General features: G+C 71.2%; 17 protein-coding genes. 7 read left to right on the top strand and 10 right to left on the bottom strand.

The features are described from left to right. Positions 1 to 806: aminoglycoside phosphotransferase family protein (locus ITP53_RS09475; protein ID WP_328814330.1), on the top strand; the 806-nt coding region annotated here is incomplete at its 5' end. Beyond that, on the top strand, positions 790 to 1,749 hold the full coding sequence (locus tag ITP53_RS09470; RefSeq protein WP_195894948.1) for a cobalamin biosynthesis protein: 960 nt from the start codon (positions 790 to 792) through the stop codon (positions 1,747 to 1,749). The genes ITP53_RS09475 and ITP53_RS09470, both read left to right, overlap by 17 nt. A 21-nt stretch (positions 1,750 to 1,770) precedes the next feature. Here ITP53_RS09470 and ITP53_RS09465 read toward each other — a convergent pair whose 3' ends face one another. From ITP53_RS09465 to ITP53_RS09455, 3 genes are all read right to left on the bottom strand, one after another. After that, a complete protein-coding gene (locus ITP53_RS09465) occupies positions 1,771 to 2,004 on the bottom strand; it encodes a hypothetical protein (RefSeq protein WP_195894947.1) in 234 nt (77 codons plus the stop codon). Between the two features lie 91 nt (positions 2,005 to 2,095). Beyond that, positions 2,096 to 2,893: an exodeoxyribonuclease III gene (locus ITP53_RS09460; protein ID WP_195894946.1), complete on the bottom strand. Its 798-nt coding sequence runs from the start codon at positions 2,891 to 2,893 to the stop codon at positions 2,096 to 2,098. Positions 2,894 to 3,098: 205 nt separating this feature from the next. After that, positions 3,099 to 3,863: a hypothetical protein gene (locus tag ITP53_RS09455; RefSeq protein WP_207755716.1), complete on the bottom strand. Its 765-nt coding sequence runs from the start codon at positions 3,861 to 3,863 to the stop codon at positions 3,099 to 3,101. Positions 3,864 to 3,997: 134 nt separating this feature from the next. Here ITP53_RS09455 and ITP53_RS09450 point away from each other — a divergent pair, with 134 nt between their 5' ends. Then, positions 3,998 to 4,726, top strand: a complete 729-nt coding sequence (locus ITP53_RS09450) for an AfsR/SARP family transcriptional regulator (RefSeq protein ID WP_195894944.1) — start codon at positions 3,998 to 4,000, stop codon at positions 4,724 to 4,726. Here the strand turns inward: ITP53_RS09450 and ITP53_RS09445 are convergent. Genes ITP53_RS09445 through ITP53_RS09435 form a run of 3 tightly spaced genes read right to left on the bottom strand, consistent with a single transcriptional unit; the run spans position 4,717 to position 9,352 of the window. Then, the gene (locus ITP53_RS09445; protein WP_195894943.1) at positions 4,717 to 7,725 is read right to left on the bottom strand and encodes an AfsR/SARP family transcriptional regulator; all 3,009 of its coding nucleotides are present in this window, start codon (positions 7,723 to 7,725) and stop codon (positions 4,717 to 4,719) included. The two genes, ITP53_RS09450 and ITP53_RS09445, sit on opposite strands and share 10 nt — an antisense overlap. A 19-nt stretch (positions 7,726 to 7,744) precedes the next feature. Next, on the bottom strand, positions 7,745 to 8,716 hold the full coding sequence (locus ITP53_RS09440) for an inositol-3-phosphate synthase (RefSeq protein WP_195894942.1): 972 nt from the start codon (positions 8,714 to 8,716) through the stop codon (positions 7,745 to 7,747). Positions 8,717 to 8,728: 12 nt separating this feature from the next. Beyond that, positions 8,729 to 9,352 carry a hypothetical protein gene (locus ITP53_RS09435; RefSeq protein WP_195894941.1) on the bottom strand — a complete coding sequence of 208 codons (624 nt, stop codon included), beginning with the start codon at positions 9,350 to 9,352 and terminating at the stop codon, positions 8,729 to 8,731. An 18-nt stretch (positions 9,353 to 9,370) separates the two neighbouring features. On the opposite strand from ITP53_RS09435, the gene ITP53_RS09430 reads away from it, so the two are divergent. Further along, on the top strand, positions 9,371 to 9,532 hold the full coding sequence (locus ITP53_RS09430; RefSeq protein ID WP_195894940.1) for a hypothetical protein: 162 nt from the start codon (positions 9,371 to 9,373) through the stop codon (positions 9,530 to 9,532). Here ITP53_RS09430 and ITP53_RS09425 read toward each other — a convergent pair. After that, entirely contained in the window at positions 9,508 to 11,085 is a 1,578-nt protein-coding gene (locus ITP53_RS09425; RefSeq protein WP_328814329.1) for an ABC transporter substrate-binding protein, read from the bottom strand. The genes ITP53_RS09430 and ITP53_RS09425 overlap by 25 nt on opposite strands. Positions 11,086 to 11,230: 145 nt before the next feature. On the opposite strand from ITP53_RS09425, the gene ITP53_RS09420 reads away from it, so the two are divergent. Both ITP53_RS09420 and ITP53_RS09415 read left to right on the top strand, forming a co-directional pair. Next, positions 11,231 to 13,117 (top strand): sensor histidine kinase, encoded by a 1,887-nt coding sequence (locus ITP53_RS09420; protein ID WP_236050631.1) that lies wholly within the window; start codon positions 11,231 to 11,233, stop codon positions 13,115 to 13,117. Beyond that, entirely contained in the window at positions 13,110 to 13,466 is a 357-nt protein-coding gene (locus ITP53_RS09415; protein WP_195894939.1) for a DUF742 domain-containing protein, read from the top strand. The genes ITP53_RS09420 and ITP53_RS09415 overlap by 8 nt, the downstream gene beginning before the upstream one ends. Before the next feature lie 21 nt (positions 13,467 to 13,487). Here ITP53_RS09415 and ITP53_RS09410 read toward each other — a convergent pair whose 3' ends face one another. Then, on the bottom strand, positions 13,488 to 14,885 hold the full coding sequence (locus tag ITP53_RS09410) for an MFS transporter (protein WP_195894938.1): 1,398 nt from the start codon (positions 14,883 to 14,885) through the stop codon (positions 13,488 to 13,490). A 72-nt stretch (positions 14,886 to 14,957) separates the two neighbouring features. Between ITP53_RS09410 and ITP53_RS09405 the strand changes: the two genes are divergently transcribed. After that, positions 14,958 to 15,449 (top strand): MarR family winged helix-turn-helix transcriptional regulator, encoded by a 492-nt coding sequence (locus ITP53_RS09405; protein ID WP_195894937.1) that lies wholly within the window; start codon positions 14,958 to 14,960, stop codon positions 15,447 to 15,449. Here the strand turns inward: ITP53_RS09405 and ITP53_RS09400 are convergent. Further along, entirely contained in the window at positions 15,419 to 16,291 is an 873-nt protein-coding gene (locus tag ITP53_RS09400; protein ID WP_195894936.1) for an ABC transporter ATP-binding protein, read from the bottom strand. The two genes, ITP53_RS09405 and ITP53_RS09400, sit on opposite strands and share 31 nt — an antisense overlap. Further along, positions 16,288 to 17,025 carry an ATP-binding cassette domain-containing protein gene (locus tag ITP53_RS09395; protein WP_195894935.1) on the bottom strand — a complete coding sequence of 246 codons (738 nt, stop codon included), beginning with the start codon at positions 17,023 to 17,025 and terminating at the stop codon, positions 16,288 to 16,290. Before ITP53_RS09395 ends, ITP53_RS09400 begins: the two co-directional genes overlap by 4 nt. Between the last annotated feature and the right edge of the window lie 48 nt (positions 17,026 to 17,073).

Genomic DNA, 17,073 nt, shown 5'->3' with positions numbered 1-17,073 from the left:
GGGGTCTAAGCTGTCGTGGCATGGTCGCGACGCTCCTGCATGAGATTCCCCTGCAGGGCGGGGACGTGACTGACGGGGTGGTGCGGGTCGGGGACACCGTGCGCAGACCGGCCAGTACGTCAACGCCCGCCGTGCATGCCCTGCTCAGGCACCTCGAAGCCGTTGGGTTCGGGGGTGCGCCACGGGTGATCGGGATGGATCGGCTCGGGCGCGAGATTCTCACCTATGTTCCGGGTACGACCGGGCTCCGGCTCGACAGCGTGACCGATGACGCTCTGTGCGGTCTCGGGGTGTTGCTGCGGGAGTATCACGATGCGACGGCCGGGTTCGCGCTGACGCCGAACGGGTGGGCAGGCGGGTCAAATGACGACAAAGCGCCAGAAGTCATCGGTCATTGTGATTTAACGCCAGAAAACGTGGTTTTTCGCAGCCCAGGGCAACCCCACGCGCTGATCGACTTTGATCTGGCCCGCCCGACTACCCGGCTCTTCGACATCGTCACCACCCTCCGCCACTGGGCCCCCATCGCCGACCCCGTCGACCGCCACCCGCTCCTGCGCAACCTCGACATAGGCGCCCGCCTGCGCCTGTTCTGCGACGCGTACGGTGTCCCGCCCCGCGAACGCCGCCGCCTCCTCGAGCTCTCCAGGATCCGTTTCCACCGCTCCTACACCGCCATGCGCACCCGCGCCGCCGCCGGTGGCAACTGGGCGAAGATGTGGGCGGGCGGCGCGGGTGAACGCATCCGCCGTGCGGCCGCCTGGCAGGATGTGCACGAAGATGAGCTTCATGCCCATTTGGTGTAACCCCCTGGGGCTCGCTCTCGGCGTGGCCCTCGACCAGCTCCTCGCCGACCCGCGAAGCCCGGCCCACCCGGTCGCGCTGTTCGGTCGGGCCGCCGAGAAGGTGGAGAGCTCCCTGTACGCGGACAAGAGGTCGCGCGGCGTCGTCCACGTCGCGATCTGTGTCGGTGGCGCCGGCGTGCTGGGGGTGCTGGCCCAGCGGGTTCCGAGCCCGGCCGCGCGTACGATCGTGACCGCCGTGGCGACCTGGGCCGTGCTGGGCGGCACCACGCTCGCCCGCGAGGGCGCCCACATGGCCGACGCCCTCGAACGCGACGACCTGACGAGCGCCAGGGCCCGGCTGCCGCACCTCTGCGGCCGCGACCCCTCCCGCCTTGAGGCTGCCGAACTCTCCAGGGCCACGGTCGAGTCGCTGGCCGAGAACACCTCCGACGCCGTCGTGGCCCCGCTGTTCTGGGGCGCGGTGGCGGGGGTGCCGGGGTTGCTGGCGTACCGGGCGATCAACACGCTGGACGCCATGATCGGGCACCACTCCCCCCGCTACGAGCGCTTCGGCTGGGCGGCGGCCAGGCTCGACGACGTGGCGAACTACGTGCCCGCCCGGGTGACCGGCCTGCTCGCGGTGCTGACCGGCCCGAACCCCCGCCGCTCGCTCGCCGTACTGGCCCGGGACGGCCACCGGCACCCCAGCCCGAACGCCGGGCGGTGCGAGGCCGCGTTCGCCGGCGCCTTGGGCGTCACACTGGGCGGCACGAACGTGTACGGCGGCCGCACCGAGCACCGTCCCACCATAGGCGACGGCCCCAAACCGGAGGTCGGCGACATCCGCCGGGCCGTCCGCCTGACGCGCGCGGTGAGCCTGGCCGCCGCGGGCGCCGCCGTACTCACGGCCTGGGCCCTCCGCCGTCACGCCCGCGGCACCCCCGCGCCGCGCCTCCCCCACTGAGTAAATCGGCCAACGCCTGTTTCACATGACGCGGTTCAGGTTGAGCACGAGCCAGACCACGAACACCGCGATCACCGTGATACCGATCATCGACTTCGCGGCGTTGTTCGCGACCTCCTTGCGCGCCATGACCTGCCTGGCACTCTGCTTCCAGACCTGACGCATAAGGATCATGGTCTGGAAGCGGCGGCCCAGCGCGAACACCGCGAGCCCGATGATGATGAACAAGATGACACGACCGTCTGCGGGTTCCACGGAGATCCCCCCTGTGGGCCTCGAACCGAATAATGCCCCCGCACATTTTGAGAACTCAGGATACTCGGATGACCCCGGTTTGTGACTTGAATTACGGTTCGAGATCGACCACGATCGGCGCGTGATCGGACGGGCCTTTACCCTTGCGCGCCTCGCGATCCACATACGCCGACCGCACCCGCCCCGCCACCTCCGCGCTCGCGTACACGAGGTCGATCCGCATCCCCTTGTTCTGGTGGAACATCCCGGCCCGGTAGTCCCAGTACGTGAACGGATGCGGCCCCTTCATCGACATCGGCACCACGTCGTACAGCCCGAGGGCGCGCAGGTCGGCCAGTGCCCGGCGTTCCGCGGGCGTGACGTGGGTGGCGCCGGCGAACAACGCGGGATCCCACACGTCGGCGTCGGTCGGCGCCACGTTGTAGTCGCCGCAGGCCACCAGCGGTCCCGCGGCCAGCTCGGTCTCCAGGGCGTCGCGCAACGCCGCGAACCAGTCGAGCTTGTAGAGGTAGTGGGGCGAGTCGACGGTACGCCCGTTCGGCGCGTACAGCGACCACACGCGCATCCCGCCACAGGTGGCGCCGATCGCGCGGGCTTCCGGCCGGGCCGCGCCGACACCGTCGAGCTCGCCGAAGCCGGGTTCGCCGGGGAAGCTGAGGGTCACGTCGTCCAGGCCGGCCCTGGACAGCAGCGCGACGCCGTTCCACCTGCCGTCGCCGTGGGCCGCGGTGGCGTATCCGAGTGCGCCCAGCTCGGCCGCGGGGAACTCCTCCGCGGGACACTTGGTCTCCTGCAGGCAGACGATGTCGGGGTCGGCGGCGGCCAGCCATTCGAGCAGGCGGGGCAGCCGTGCCTTGACCGAGTTCACGTTCCAGGTAGCCAGGCGCATTCTCCCACCCTGCCACCAGAGCCCTCCTCAGAGCCCATCGGCCGGTCAGAGAGCCGGTCGGAGGCTGGTCGGAGAGCTGGTCGGAGAGCTGGTCAGAGAGCTGGTCAGAGAGCTGGTCAGAGAGCTGGTCAGAGAGCTGGTCAGAGAGCTGGTCAGAGACAGGGAAAAGCCGGGCGGCGACCGGCCGCCCGGCAGGAGGGACCGGTCAGCGGCTGGTCCAGAGCGGCTTGTTGGCGCTCGAGTAGATGATGACGCGGCCGTCGTTCGAGACCGACAGCCAGGCGCCCGGGTTGCCCGCGGTCTTGGTCGTCCACAGCGCCTTGTCGCCGCGGTCGACCACGACCCAGTTGCCCTCACGCTGCATGATCGAGCGGGCGCCGGGGTGCCCCGCCGTGGGCGTGGTGAACAGGCTGCGCTGCCCGTCGTACAACACCGCGTTGCCCTCGTCCTGCTGGATCAGCTTGTAGCGGCCGTTGCTCGACTGCACCCACTGGCCGGGCTTGAGCGAGTGGCCCGAGGGGAGCTTGCCGATGTACGCCGTCGACGACCACAGCGGCTTGTTGTCCCTGGAGTAGATGACCAGGTTGCCGCTCGCCTTCGGCATCAGCAGGTACGCGCCCGGGTTGCCGGCGGTCGGCGTGGACCACAGCGGCTTGTTGTCGGGGCCGTAGATGACGAGGTTGCCCTCCTTCTGCATGGCCGCCTTGGCGCCGGGCTTGCCCGAGGTGGGCGAGGTCCACAGCGCCTTGGTGCCGTCGTAGAACACCAGGTTCCCCTGGTTCTGCTGGACGAGCTTGAACCGGCCACCCCCCGAGGTCAGCGACTGTCCGGGCAGCAGCCACTCGCCGGGCCCGAGCCGGTCCTTGGCGACGACGGCGGCGTTGCTCGGCTGCGTCATGACAACGGTGGCTACCGGACCCGCGAGCAGGGAGCCTGCCATGACGGCGATCGCGGCCTTCTTCGTGATCAACTTTCTTCTCTTCCTGTTTCGACGGAAATCGGCGAAGATCGTGAAGCCCAGAACCCTGGCAGAGGCCGTTGGCGTTCTGTTGGCGTGTTTCGGTCTTTAGCCGTCCTTTAGCGCGCCCTGCCATCCTGTGATGAATGGATCACTTGGAGTTTCGCCTGCTCGGGTCCATCGACGCCTGTGTCGGGGGACGCCGCCTGGAGATCGGGCCGCGTAAGCGTCGTTACGTGCTGGCCGCGCTGCTGCTGGACCTGAACCGTCCGGTGCCGGTGGAGCGGCTGATCGACGCCGTATGGGAAGGCGACCCCCCGGACAGCGCGCGGATGACCGTGCAGGGACACGTCTACCGGTTGCGCCGCTCGCTGCACGGCGTGCGGCTGGAGAGCGACGCCTCGGGTTACGCGTTACTCGCCGACCCCGAGATCGTGGACGCGGTGCGCTTTCGGCGGCTGGTCGCCGAGGCCGCCAGGCGGGACGACGGGCCGGGCGCGGACCTGCTGGACGAGGCGCTCGCGTTGTGGCGCGGTCCCGCGCTCGGCGATTCCGGGGGCGGTAAGTCGCTGGCGGTGGCCGCGGTCGAGCTGGAGGAGGCGCGGCTGGCGGCGGTGGAGGAGCTGGCCCGCCGCCGGCTCAGGCTGGGGCAGCCGGAGCGCGTGGTGGGGCCGCTGCGCGCCGTCGTCACGGCCGAGCCGCACCAGGAACGGCTGGTGTCGCTGCTCATGACGAGCTTCTACCGGCTCGGGCGGCAGGCGGAGGCGCTGGAGCTGTACGAACGCACCCGCCGGGAGCTGGCCGACCAGCTCGGCGTGGACCCGGGGCCTGAGTTGCGCGCGACCTTCGAGTCCCTGCTGGCCTGTCAGGCCTGATCGGGCAGCAGGGACAGCGCGTCGGCCTCGTCCCACCGGTGCCCGAACTCCCGGTGCACCTTGACGGCCCTCCTGGCGTAGTCGTGCCCCGCGCCGGGCGAGCCGTCCAGCAGGTGTACGCGGGCGAGCACGGTGAGGGCCAGGCCCTCGAGCCGCCGCAGGCCGTACCGGGTGGCGCGGTCGAGCGCCTGCGTGGCGGCCGCGACGGCCGCTTCACGCTGGCCGCCGCTCAGATGCAGGCCGGCCAGCCAGACGCGGACCCGGGTGTCGAGGTAGGGATAGGTACGGTCCTGATAGGCGGCGAGCACTTCCTGCAGGATGGTGAGGCGTTCGGCGAGGTCGAGGGATTCGTCCACCAGGGCGAGCGTGCTGCGCGCCTCGTCGTACTCGCTCGTCAGTCCTCTCGCGCGGGCCGCGCGCACGGCACGGCGGGCCAGCTCGGCCGCGGTGGCGCCGTCGCCCCGGATGTGGTGCAGCAGCGCCACGCTCGACAGCGTCCCGGCCAGCTGGCCGCTCTGCGCCCACCTCAGGCCGTGCTCGAACGCCTCCAGGGCCGCGTCGAGGTCGCCGAGCGCCAGGTGGATGTCGCCGACTATGGAGTACGCCCGCGCCTTCCAGACCGGCGGCCCGCCGACCTCCTCCCACGTCCGTATGGCGCGTTCCTGCCGCTCCAGAGCCTGGCGGGCGCGCCCGGCCCGCAGCAGCACGATGGCGTGGTTCTCCAGCGTGGCGGCCAGCTTCGTCGAGGGTTCGAGCGCCTCCCAGAGCCGGACGATCCGCTCGTGCTTGTCCGCGCCCTCGTGGAAGTCGCCGAGGCTGGCGTTGGCCATGACGAGATTGGTCAGGGTCACCAGTGCGCCGATGTCCCACCCGATCCGCTCGTAGAGGTCGGAGGCGATCTCGTAGTGCCGGATGGCCGAGCGGGGCTCGTTCAGGAGGAAACGGGCGTTGGCCCGCGTGTGGTGCATGCTGGCCTGGCCGGCGAGGTCGCCGTCCCGCTCGGCGACGGCCAGCCCGCGGCGGGCCAGGGCGATGATCACGTCGGCCTGGTAGGTGCCGTACATGAAGGCCCGCAGGCTCTCGATCAACCGCCACAGGATGCGGCCTGAGGCGTGGTCGATCAGGGCCAGCAGGTTGTGCTGCTCGGCCTCCAGCCAGGCGGCCGCCTCGGCGGCGTCGGCGAACTCCTCCGCGTCGTGCGGCGGGTCCTCCTCCGTCAGCGGCAGCAGCTCCATGGAGGGCGCGAGCAGCGGCGCGGCGGCCCGCGCGGTGTGCAGATAGTACGCGTGCAGCGGCGCCGGATCGTCGTCGCCGTCCGTGCAGTGCTCTCGGGCGTACAGGCAGACCAGGTCGTGCAGCCGGTAGCGGCCGGGCGCGTGCTCCTCGACCAGGTGGGCCGTGGCGAGCCTGGCCAGCAGCCGCTTGGCCGCGGCCGGATCGGTGCCCGCCAGCCTGGCGGCGGAGCGCGCGGTGAAGTCGCAGCCGGGAACCAGCCCGAACCGGCGGAACAGCACCCGCGCGTCCGGCGCGAGCGCCGCGTACGAGCTGGCGAACGCGGTCGCGACCGTGGCCTGCGCGTCGCCCTCGACGGCCAGCGTGCTCCAGCGGTCGGCGTGCAGCTCCTCGATGTACTCGCGCAGGCCGGCCCGGCCGATGAGGTTCGCGCCGGCGATGGCCAGCGCCAGCGGCAGGTGCCCGCACAGCTCGGCCAGCTCGGCGGCGGCCTCGGGGTCGGCCTGGATCAGGTCGCGGCCCACCAGGTCGGCCAGCAGGTCGTGGGACTCGGCGGGGGTGAGCGTGGCCAGCCGTACGCCCTGCGCGCCCTGGAGCGCCAGGCCGCGCAGCGCGTCGCGGCTGGTGACGATCATCGCGCAGGACGAGCCGCCGGGCAGCAGCGGGCGTACCTGCTCGGCGTTGGCCGCGTTGTCGAGCACGAGCAGCACGCGCCTGGTGGCGAGCGTGGAGCGGTAGAGATCGAGCTGTTCGGCGCCGCCGGCCGGCACAGGTACGCCGAGCGCGCCGAGCAACCGGGGCAGCACGCGCTCAGGCGGCAGCGGTTCCCCCCTGCCATGGCCGCCCAGGTCCACGTGCAGCTGGCCGTCGGGGAAGTCGGCGGCGACCTGGTGGCCGACGTGCACGGCCAGCGCCGACTTGCCGATGCCGGCCGCGCCGGTGACCACGGCCACCCGGCCGGCGCGCAGCAGCTGCCGCAGGAGCTCGGCCTCCTCCTGCCTGCCGACGAAGCCGGGGACGTCTCTGGGGAGCTGGCGCGGCGCCACGGGCCGGTGGCCTTCGACGATGCGCTGGTGCAGGTCGCGCAGGCGGGGCCCGGGATCGACGCCGAGCTCCCTGGCCAGCAGCCGCTGCACGTCGTGGTACAGCTCCAGCGCCTCGGCCGTGCGCCCGTCGTGCCAGAGCGCCGTCATGGCCAGCGCGTGCGGCGTCTCCCGCAGCGGCTCCTCGGCCCTGAGCTCATGCAGGAGCGCGGGCACCTCCCGGTGGCGGCCAAGCTCGATCAGCGCGGCGGCCTGCTCCTCGATCAGGTCCCAGCGTTCGCGCAGCAGCGGGCCGCGTACGCGCTGCTCGACCCACGCGGCGCCGAGGCCCTGGAGGGGCTGCCCGCGCCACAGGCCGAGCGCCCGCGCCCAGGCGGCGGTCGCGTCCTCCGGGCGGCCGGCGGCCCGTCCCCGCGCGGCCAGGCGGCGGAAGCGCCCGAGGTCGACCTCCTCCTCGGGTACGGCTAGGGCGTAGCCGGCCGTCGTGCTGGCGATGCGCCCGCCCAGCGTCTTGCGCAGTTGCGACACCTTGAGCTGGACGATCGTCTTGGCGGTCTTGGGCGGGTCCTCCTCCCACAGCGCCTCGATCAGCCGGTCCACCGGCACGTACGAGCCGAGGTGCGCCGCGAGCAGGCCCAGCACGCACTGCTGCTGGGCCCCGTCGATCGGGATTTCAGCACCGCCGTCCCACACTTCGACCGGGCCGAGCACGCGGATGTCCATCCCGCCCGAGCATAATGGGTCAAACCGCCTTCATCAGCGCGCTGGAAACCGCGCTGAGCAGCCCCCCGGCGCCCGCGTCCATGGCCGCCTTGGCATGCCGCGCGGCGTCCAGGGCGTTGCCCGCGGCGCTGGGCGAGTCCTCGACGACCATGCGCACCGCCACTTCCACGGGCGAGCCGCCGAACCCCTCGCCGTCGAGCCGGATGTAGGCGACCTTGCGGTCCTCCATGAACGGGATGTACTGCGCGCCGACGTGCACGGACTGGCCGGCGCCCGTCGCCTTTGTCGCCTTTTTACCTCGCATCCGGTCGGCATCCTCCAGGTTCACGAAGTCCATGTTGCCGCCGCCGAGCAGTTGGTGGCCGCCGTCGAGCGCGACCCCGTTCTCGGTCAGGGCGTCGACGAGGGCGCGGTGCACGAGCGTGGCGCCGAACGAGCTCTTCAGATCATCCCCGACCAGCGGCAGCCCGGCCGCGGCGAAGCGGCGCCGCCATTCCGGCGAACGGGCGATCACGGCCGGCATGCAGTTCACGAACGCGCAACCAGCACCCAGCGCCGCCTCCGCGTACAGCTCGGTGGCCCGCTGCGCGCCGGACGGCAGGAAGTTCAGCACGATGTGCGTGCCGGTGGCCCTGAGGTGGGCGGCGACCTCGGCGGGCGTCGCGGCGCCGCGCGGGTCGATCAGGTCCGCCGAGCCGGGGCCCACGCCGTCGGCCAGGATCCCGTCCACGACGGGTACGCCGAGGAGCGGCACCTCGGCGAACGCGCGGGCGTTGTTCGGCGGTGTCCAGATGGCCTCGGACAGGTCCAGGCCGAGCTTTGCCGCGGCGACGTCGAAGGCGGCGGTGAAGCGCACCTGGGAGATCGCGTACCCCGCGCACACGGGGTGCCGCAGGCCGGGCGCGGCGCCGTCGCGGTAGTGCTCGACGCCCTGCACGAGGGAGGAGACGCAGTTGCCCACGCCGATGACGGCGACGTTCACGGTGCTCATGGGCCGATTAGATCAGCTCGTACGCTCGACGCCGACGGTGATCTCGTTGCCGAGTCCGCGGCCGGTGAGCAGGTCGAGGTCGTCGCCGCTCCAGAATCGGCCGGGGTCGTACCAGTTGGGGCGGCGGCCACCGGGCAGCAGGCCCATCTCCTCGTACGTGACCGCCACCACCTCGGCGCAGTAGGCGCTCTCCAGCGTCTGCTCCTCGCGGCGCCTGCGCGGAACGCGGCCCTTGGCCCAGCGCGCGGCCAGCCTGGCCGTCGAGGGGAACGGCGTGCCGTCGAGCCGCGCCACCGTACGCAGGGCCGCGTCCTCCATCTCGCCGGTCGCCTGCGGTTCGAGCTGGCGCAGCCAGGGGCGCTGGCCGTACCTGTCCGCCCAGACCGTCACCGCGTCCCGCAGGTCGTGCAGCTGCACCCCGCGATGGTGGGTGCCGGACCAGAGGTCGAGCAGGGACCTGCCGAGCTCGGCGTGCCACATCATCGGCGGCAGGTCCTCGATCACGATGGCCATGCCCACATGGTTGACCGGGCTGTTGGTCATGGTCTGGATCGCGCGATCCGGCATGGAACGCCCGCGGAAGATCCACAGGTCGCCGGTCCTCGTCACCCTGACGGCCTCGTCGAGAGTCAGCACACGGACTAGCGTAGGCACATGCGCTGGTGGAAAATGCTGGGTTTGGCCGGAATCATGGGCGTCGCGGCCACGGGCGTGGTGATCGCACGAGCCGAACGCCGCCGCCGCGCCTACACCCCCGAGGAGATCAGGACCCGGCTGCGCGAACGCGTCCATCAGGCTGACGGGCGGAGCTCGTAGACGAAGACCACGTCGGGGTAGGCCGGGTTGTCGTCGTAGCCGCCGACTCCGCCCACGTAGGCCCGCTGGTAGTTGACCACCCAGGGCAGCGCGGCGGCCGCGCGCTGGTCGAGGACCTGCGTGGTGGCCCGCTCGTACGTGCGCTGCGCCGCCGTCTTGTCGGTCACGGTCAGCTCGGGCACGGTGTCGAGCAGCGCGTCGAGGCTCGGGTCGCGCAGGTAGGCGAGGTTGAAGCCGGTCGGGTCGGCGCTGTGGAAGACGTTGCCGAACCACGAGTAGCCGTCGGCGTAGTCCGGATACCAGTACATGAGGAAGATGTCCTGGCCGCCCTTCCTGCCCAGCTCCCACTGCGCGTTCCAGGACATCGCCCTGGCTTCGAGCGTGACGTTGAGCGGCCGCAGCGCCGCCGCCAGCTTCGTGACGAACAGCCGCTGGTCGCTGTCGCCCTCCGCGTACGTCATGCGCAGCCGCAGCGGCTCGCCCTCCGGCCCGTACCCGGCCCTGGCCAGCAGCTGTGCCGCGCCGGCCGGGTTCTGGCGGGGCGAGCGGGCGGGGACGTGGCCGAGCAGCCCTCCGGGGATGACCCCGGCGTTCGGCGCGCCCGCGCCCCGCAGGTCCTTGATCAGGCCCCGGTAGTCGATGGCCTGCTGGATCGCGCGGCGCACCCGTACGTCCCGCAGCGGCCCGCTCGCGGTGTTGAACAGCGCCATCGCCGTCTGGAACGACGGCCGCTCCGACGTGCGCACGCCCGGCGTGGCCGACGCCTTGGCGAACAGGCTCGGGCTGAGCCGCTCGACGAAGGTCGCCTCACCGTTACGCAACATCCGCCAGGCCCGGTCGAGGTCGGGCACGACGCGGTACTTCACCGTGCTGTAGTGCGGCCTGCTCCACCCGCCCCAGTACTGGTCGTACGCCCTGAGGGTGAGCTCCTCCTCCTTGCCGCGCTGCCACTTCGCCACCGTGTAGGGCCCAGAGCCCGCGTCCCTGCCCGCACTGAACCACTTCCCGAGGTCGGGCGCGGCCTTCGTGTCGTAGATGTAGGCCGCGTACCCGGCCGAGGCCACCAGGTCCAGCGGCACCGGGTACTTCAGCGAGAACGTCACCGTCTCCGGGTCCTCCACCCTGATGGAGGACACCCCGTCCCAGATGTAGGACGCGCCGGTCCCGGACTTCATGGTGCGCTCGATCGACGCCTTGACCGCCGCCGCGTCCAGTGGCCTGCCGGTGTGGAAGGTCACGCCCGAACGCAGGGTGAACGTCCATGTCCTGCCGTCCGCAGACGACCGCCACGACGTGGCCAGGCGGGGCGCCGACTTCTTGGTGACCGGGTTCCAGAGCGTGAGGGTCTCGTAGATGTTCTGGAGCGCGATGATCTCGTTGGAGTAGGAACGGCTCGGGTCCCACTCCGTGATCACGTCGAGGTTGTCGACGTAGACGAACGGGGCTTCGCCGGCCGGGGCGTGGCGCACCTCCGGCGGGGCCGAACAGGCCGCGAGGAGCACCAGCGCGGCGGCCGCTGCGATACGACGGCGCAACGCATCTCCCTCTCTCACCGAACCACCCCGGGAAACCTACTGCATGATCATGAAAGATTGCCAAAAAGTCCCGAAAAATTGGGCATTCTGGTGATCGAATTGCTATCCTCAGGGCTTGTCCCGTCCGGGGTTGCCAGCAGGGGACCGACCGGAGTGAGGTGCCATGGGTCGTAGCCGAACGATCCGCATGAAGATCATCGGACTACTGCTGGTGCCGCTGACCTCCATGGTGGTGTTGTGGGGTGTCATCACCGCCGTCACCGCCAGTGAGAGCTTGGAGCTGCGCGAATACAAGACACTCTGGACGAACCTCCGCCTTCCCGCGTACAAACTGATCAGCGAGATCCAGCGCGAGCGTCTCGTCTCGGCCCAGCACCTGCGTAACACGTCGGAGGAGCCGGCCGTCGCCGCGCAACGTACCCGAACCGACGCCGCAAGGGACTCGTTCAGAAAGCTTTCCAGCCACTCCAAGGACAGATCGGAAGAGATCCGCACGCAGGTGGACGCGGTGTACACGCAACTCGACAGACTCGATGCGATCCGGGGAGAGATCGACACGAGTCTGTCCGACCGTCTGCACACGGCGGAGGCGTACAACACGATCACCGACACCATCTTCGGCCTGCACCGGCGGGTGGCGCTCATCGACGACATCCCGATCTACGAGCAGTCCCGCGTGGTCATCGACCTGGGCTACGCCAAGGAGCTGCTCACCCGGGAGCAGGCCATCGCGCTGGGGCCGACCACGGCCGCGGAGCGCAGGCTGTTCACGCAGCTCGTCGGCAACCGGCGGTTCGTGGTCGACCAGGCGCTCGGCGAGCTCGACCCGGTCATGCGCGACACCCACGTCGCGCTGATCACCTCCCCCGCGTACCAGCGGATGCGGATGATGGAGGACCAGGTCATCGCGGGCGGCACGCCGCAGGGCTGGCTCGGCACCACGCAGGCGCTGGCCAACTCCTTCCAGGAAGCGCAGATGCGGGCGAGCACGATGCTGAACGCCCAGGCCGACCCGGTGGCCGACAGGGTGCTGGAGCGGGCGTTCCTCCTGGCGGGCACGTGCCTGGCGCTGGTGGTCGTGTCGATCGCGTTCTCGTTGCGGATGGGCAACCGGCTCTCCAAGGAGCTGGGCGCGCTCCGGCTGGCCGCGCTGGAGGTGGCCCAGGAACGGCTGCCGCACGTCGTCTCCAAGCTGCGCAAGGGCGAGAAGGTCGAGATGCCCGAGCTGTCGGTGGCGAGCACCACGGTCGAGATCGACGACGTGGGGAAGGCCTTCTCCACCGTCCAGCAGACCGCCGTGGAGGCCGCGGTCGGGCAGGCGCAGCTCAGCGAGGGCGTCGGGCACGTGTTCCGCAACCTGGCCAGGCGCAGCCAGACCCTGCTGCACCGCCAGCGCATCCAGCTCGCGGACATGCAGCATCGCGCGACCGACCCCGAGGCGCTGGACGACCTGTTCAGGCTCGACCACCTGACGACCCGCATGCGCAGGCACGCGGAGGGCCTGATCATCCTGTCGGGCGCCACCCCCGGCCGAGGCTGGAGCAAGCCGGTGCCGCTGCTCGACGTGGCCCGCGGCGCGGCGGCCGAGGTCGAGGACTACCAGCGGGTCACCGTCGAGCCGATGCCTGGCCTGCGCCTGGCCGGGCCCGTGGTCGGCGACGTGATCCACCTGATCGCCGAGCTCATCGAGAACGCCACCGTCTACTCCCCCGCGCACACCCAGGTCATCGTGCGCGGTGAGCAGACGGCCCGCGGCTTCGCCTTCGAGGTCGAGGACCGCGGGCTCGGGGTGAGCGCGGACGAGCTGACCGAACTCAACGAGCGGCTGGTCAGCCCACCGGAGTTCGACCTGGCAGACAGCGACCGGCTGGGCCTTTTCGTCGTCTCCCGCCTGGCCGCCAGGCACGACATCCGCGTGACGTTGCGCGGTTCACCATATGGAGGGACCACCGCGATCGTGTTGATCCCGGCTGAGCACGTGGCCGACCCGGAACCGGAGGCTCGCGTGAAGGAGCCCGCTCGCCCCATGCGGGTGGTGCCAAGTGAATGACGAGCGCTGGCTGGACGAGGACGCCGGCCCGATCGTCCCCGCCTACCTGCTGACCAGGGGCCGTACGGTCCCCGCGAGCGAGGCCATCGACCTCATCGCGGTGATCATCACGTCCGGCGGCCTGACGCCGCCCGTGGGCCTCGGCCCCGAGCACCTGATCATCCTGCAGAAGTGCACCAAGCCGACCAGGCTCGTGGACGTGGCCGCCGAGCTGAACCTGCCGATCGGCGTGGTCCGGGTGCTGGTCGGCGACCTGCACGCGCAACAACTCGTGCAGGTCGAACTGCCGCCGCCCGCCCCCGACGCCAAGGTGCTGCTGGAGGTGATCAGCGGGCTGAAGGCGCTGTGAGCTCCTCCTGATTCAGGGGACTCAAGCCGCTGCGAGCGCCCTGCGGTTCAGCGCACCGTACGTGGCCGCGAACACCGCCGCCACGCCGCCCGCCACGGCGGCGACGCCGAAGACCCACTGGTAGCCGCCCTCGCCCGGCCTGGCGGCCAGGATAGCGGCGATCATGGCGCCCGCCGTGCTGCCGCCCACGATGCGCACCAGCGCGTTCACGCCGGCCGCCAGCGCGGTCTTGCCGGGGTCGACGTGCTCGATGGCCATCGTCCCCAGCGCCGCGTACCCGATTCCGAGACCGACGCCCATGATCGCGGCCGCCAGGTACAGGTCCGCCGGGCGGTCGTGCGCGATCAGCAGCCACAACCCGGCCAGGCCGGTGACCGCCGAGCCCGCCGCCACCATGGACGACGCCTGGAAGCGGCGCATGAACCGGCCCGCGAACAGCGAGAACACCAGCATGACCACCGTGCTCGGCAGCAGGAAGAGCCCCACCTGCAGGGTGGACGCGCCGAAGCCGTACCCGGCGCCGCCGGGGGTCTGGGCGAAGCTGGAGATGCCGGTCATGAGCGTGAAGAAGGCGAGGCCGAGCAGCATCGAGGCCACCGTCGCGCCGATCGTGCCCCGGTGCGCCAGCATCGCGATCTCCACCAGCGGCTCGGCCACCCGGCGCTCGACGAGGACCCAGACGGCCGCCAGCACCGCCGCGGCGGCGAAGAGCCCGAGCACGCCCAGCGAGGTCCAGCCCCACGAGCCGCCCTCGCTGATGGCCAGCAGCAACGCGACCAGCCAGGCGGCGAGCAGGGCGGCGCCGAGGAGGTCGGGCCTGCCCTTGCCCGCCGGGGCGTCGCCGCGTACGAGGAGGGCCACGATGACGGCCGCCACCAGCGAGATCCCGGCCGTGGCCCAGAAGACCAGGTGCCAGTCATCGGAGGCGAACCCGGCCATGATCATGCCGAGGCCGCTCCCGAACCCCATCGTCGCGCTCAGCACGCCGATGCCGGTCGGGAGCTGTTGCCGGGGCAGCGAGTCGCGCACCACCCCGATCGACAACGGCACCAGGGCGGAGACGAAGCCCATCAGCACCCTCGCCACGATCAGCCACGTCAGTGAGGTCGACAACGCGGCCAGCACCGAGCCGATCACCAGCAGGGCCATGGCGCCGAGGATCATCCTGCGCCGGCCGTACATGTCGCCGAACCGCGACAGCAAAGGGGTGGACACCGCGGCGACCAGGAGGTTCAGGGTGAGCGTCCAGCTCACCGCGGAGAGCGGGGCCTGCAGCTCCCGTTGCAGCACGGGAAGCAACGGGACCACCGCAGTGTTCTGCAGTGCGGCGATGGAGGCCGCGAAGGCCAGTGCCACCACCGCGGGCCAGGGATTCCGGCTCGACGTGTCTCGTGGTGTGGACACGACTGCTGTCGCCATCTCGGCTCCTTTAGATAACTTGGGTAAGTAACCGAGAAGCGATGATACATACGTAAGTTAGGTAAGCAAACAGTGGACCCACATCTCGTCACCACGGTGGCGGCCTTCCGCAGGCTCGTGAGCGCGATCAACCGCGGCAAGACGCATGCGCGGCTGACCGAGGCCGCAGGAGTCCGGCTGGACCGGCCCGACGTGCAGGTCCTCATCTGCCTGCTGGACGCGGACAGGCCGCTCAGGATCGGGGCGATCGCCGAAGTGTTGCAGGTGGAGAGCCCGCACGTGACCCGGCACGTCGCCGGGCTTGAGCGGCTCGGGCTGGTGCGGCGGGTACGCGACCCCGAGGACGGCCGAGCCTGGCGCATCATGCTGACCGACGACGGGACCGAGGTCGCCATGCGCTGCCAAAAGGTGACCACGGCGTGGTTCGAGGCGGCGGTGGCCGACTGGTCCGAGGCGGATCGTGCGGAGTTGGCCAGGCTGATGGGCATGCTCTCCGACGACCTGGGCGCGCACCTGCGCGACCAGGTGGTAGGTCAGGTGGCCAGGACGTCCTCGGCGCGGTGACAGGCGACCTGGCGGCCACGTACGTCCCTGAGCGCGGGCGCCCGCTCGCATTCGGCCACCGCCAGCGGGCAGCGCAGCCTGAACGAGCACCCCGTCGCGGCCGGCACCGCCTCCGTCCTGCCCCTGGCCTCGGGCGGGGCGCCGCCGAGCTTCGGCACGGCGTCACGCAGGGCCCTGGTGTACGGGTGTGCGGGACGGGCCAGGAGGTCGCCCGTGGGGCCCGACTCGACGACGCGGCCCGCGAAGAGCACGTGGGAGGTGCGGCAGAGCCGTTCCACGACGGCGAGGTTGTGGGTGATGAGGAGGCGTTCGGTGTCGAGAGCCGCCAGCAGGTCGAGGATCCTGGCCTGAACCGTCACGTCCAGGGCGCTCGTGGGCTCGTCGAGGATGAGCAGGCGGGGGCCCACGGCCAGAGCCCTGGCGATCACCACGCGCTGGCGCTGGCCGCCGGAGAGCTGGTGCGGCCTGCGGGTGGCCAGGGCGGGGTCCAGGCCGACCTGTTCGAGCAGCTCGGTGACCCTGGATCGGGCGCTCCGGGGCAGGCCCTCGGCCACGGAGGCGCCGACGCGCATCCTGGGGTCGAGGGCTTCGGCCTGGAAGACCGGCTGGACGTCCTTCCGGAACGTCCGCATGTCCGCTTTTTTCAGGGTTTGATCGCCGTACCAGATATTTCCGGACATTGGGGCCAGGAGCCCAAGGAACGCGCGGGCCAGCGTCGTCTTGCCCGAGCCGCTCTCCCCGATCAGGCCGACGCCGCCCTCGGTGATGTCGAGGCTCAGGTCGTGGACCACGGGGCGCTTGCCGTACCCGAGCGTCACCCGCTCGGCTCTGAGCACGGTCACGGCAGCGCCTCCAGCAACTCGCGGGTGTAGGGGTGGTCCGGGTCGGCCAGCACCTTCGCGGCCGGGCCCGACTCGACCACCACGCCGTCCCGCATGACCAGCACCCGGTCGGCGATCGTCGAGACCAGGGCCAGGTCATGGGAGACCAGCAGGAGCGCCAGGCCGCGGTCCCGCCTGAGCCGGCGCAGGACGCCGACCACCTCCGCCTGTACGGTCACGTCGAGGGCGCTGGTGGGCTCGTCGGCAAGGATCACCTCGGCGCCCAGGGCGATGGCCAGCGCGATGGCGAAGCGCTGCGCCTGGCCGCCGGAGACCTCGTGGGGATAGCGGCGCAGGATCTCCCGGTCGAGCAGCACCGCCTCCAGGGCCTCCGCCATGATCTCGGCCGGCCTCCCCACACCGTGCAGTTTGAGCGCGCGGCGCATCAGGACGCCGAGGCGGGTGGCGGGGCTCAGGGCGGCCTGCGGCGACTGCATCACCAGCGCCACCCTGGCGCCGCGGATCTCGCGCAGGCGGCGCGGCGCGGCGGTCATGACATCGACGCCGCAGACAGTGACATGTCCGGAAACAGTGGCGTCTGGGATGAGGCCGAGCAGGGACAGCAGCGTGGTCGACTTGCCCGACCCGCTCTCCCCCACGATCGCCACGCACTCGCCCGCGCCCACGTCGAGTTCGGGCACGTCGGCCACGACCCGGTCGCCGTACCGCACCTGGAGGTCGCGTACCTCGATCATTTCGCCGCCCTCGTGTTCATGGTCGCGGCCGCTTCGGCACTCGTTGGC

This window comes from Nonomuraea cypriaca (genome assembly GCF_015645445.1).
Taxonomy (GTDB): Bacteria; Actinomycetota; Actinomycetes; order Streptosporangiales; family Streptosporangiaceae; genus Nonomuraea; species Nonomuraea cypriaca.
The sequence above is the reverse complement of the archived record's forward strand: the minus strand, read 5'-3'. Positions and strand labels throughout refer to the sequence as shown.

Coding starts and splice junctions, on each gene's coding strand:
- ITP53_RS09470 (WP_195894948.1), top strand. CDS start 790: ATGCCCATTTGGTGTAACCCCCTGGGGCTCGCTCTCGGCGTGGCCCTC.
- ITP53_RS09460 (WP_195894946.1), bottom strand. CDS start 2,893: ATGCGCCTGGCTACCTGGAACGTGAACTCGGTCAAGGCACGGCTGCCC.
- ITP53_RS09450 (WP_195894944.1), top strand. CDS start 3,998: ATGGATCACTTGGAGTTTCGCCTGCTCGGGTCCATCGACGCCTGTGTC.
- ITP53_RS09445 (WP_195894943.1), bottom strand. CDS start 7,725: ATGGACATCCGCGTGCTCGGCCCGGTCGAAGTGTGGGACGGCGGTGCT.
- ITP53_RS09440 (WP_195894942.1), bottom strand. CDS start 8,716: ATGAGCACCGTGAACGTCGCCGTCATCGGCGTGGGCAACTGCGTCTCC.
- ITP53_RS09430 (WP_195894940.1), top strand. CDS start 9,371: ATGCGCTGGTGGAAAATGCTGGGTTTGGCCGGAATCATGGGCGTCGCG.
- ITP53_RS09420 (WP_236050631.1), top strand. CDS start 11,231: ATGGGTCGTAGCCGAACGATCCGCATGAAGATCATCGGACTACTGCTG.
- ITP53_RS09410 (WP_195894938.1), bottom strand. CDS start 14,885: ATGGCGACAGCAGTCGTGTCCACACCACGAGACACGTCGAGCCGGAAT.
- ITP53_RS09395 (WP_195894935.1), bottom strand. CDS start 17,025: ATGATCGAGGTACGCGACCTCCAGGTGCGGTACGGCGACCGGGTCGTG.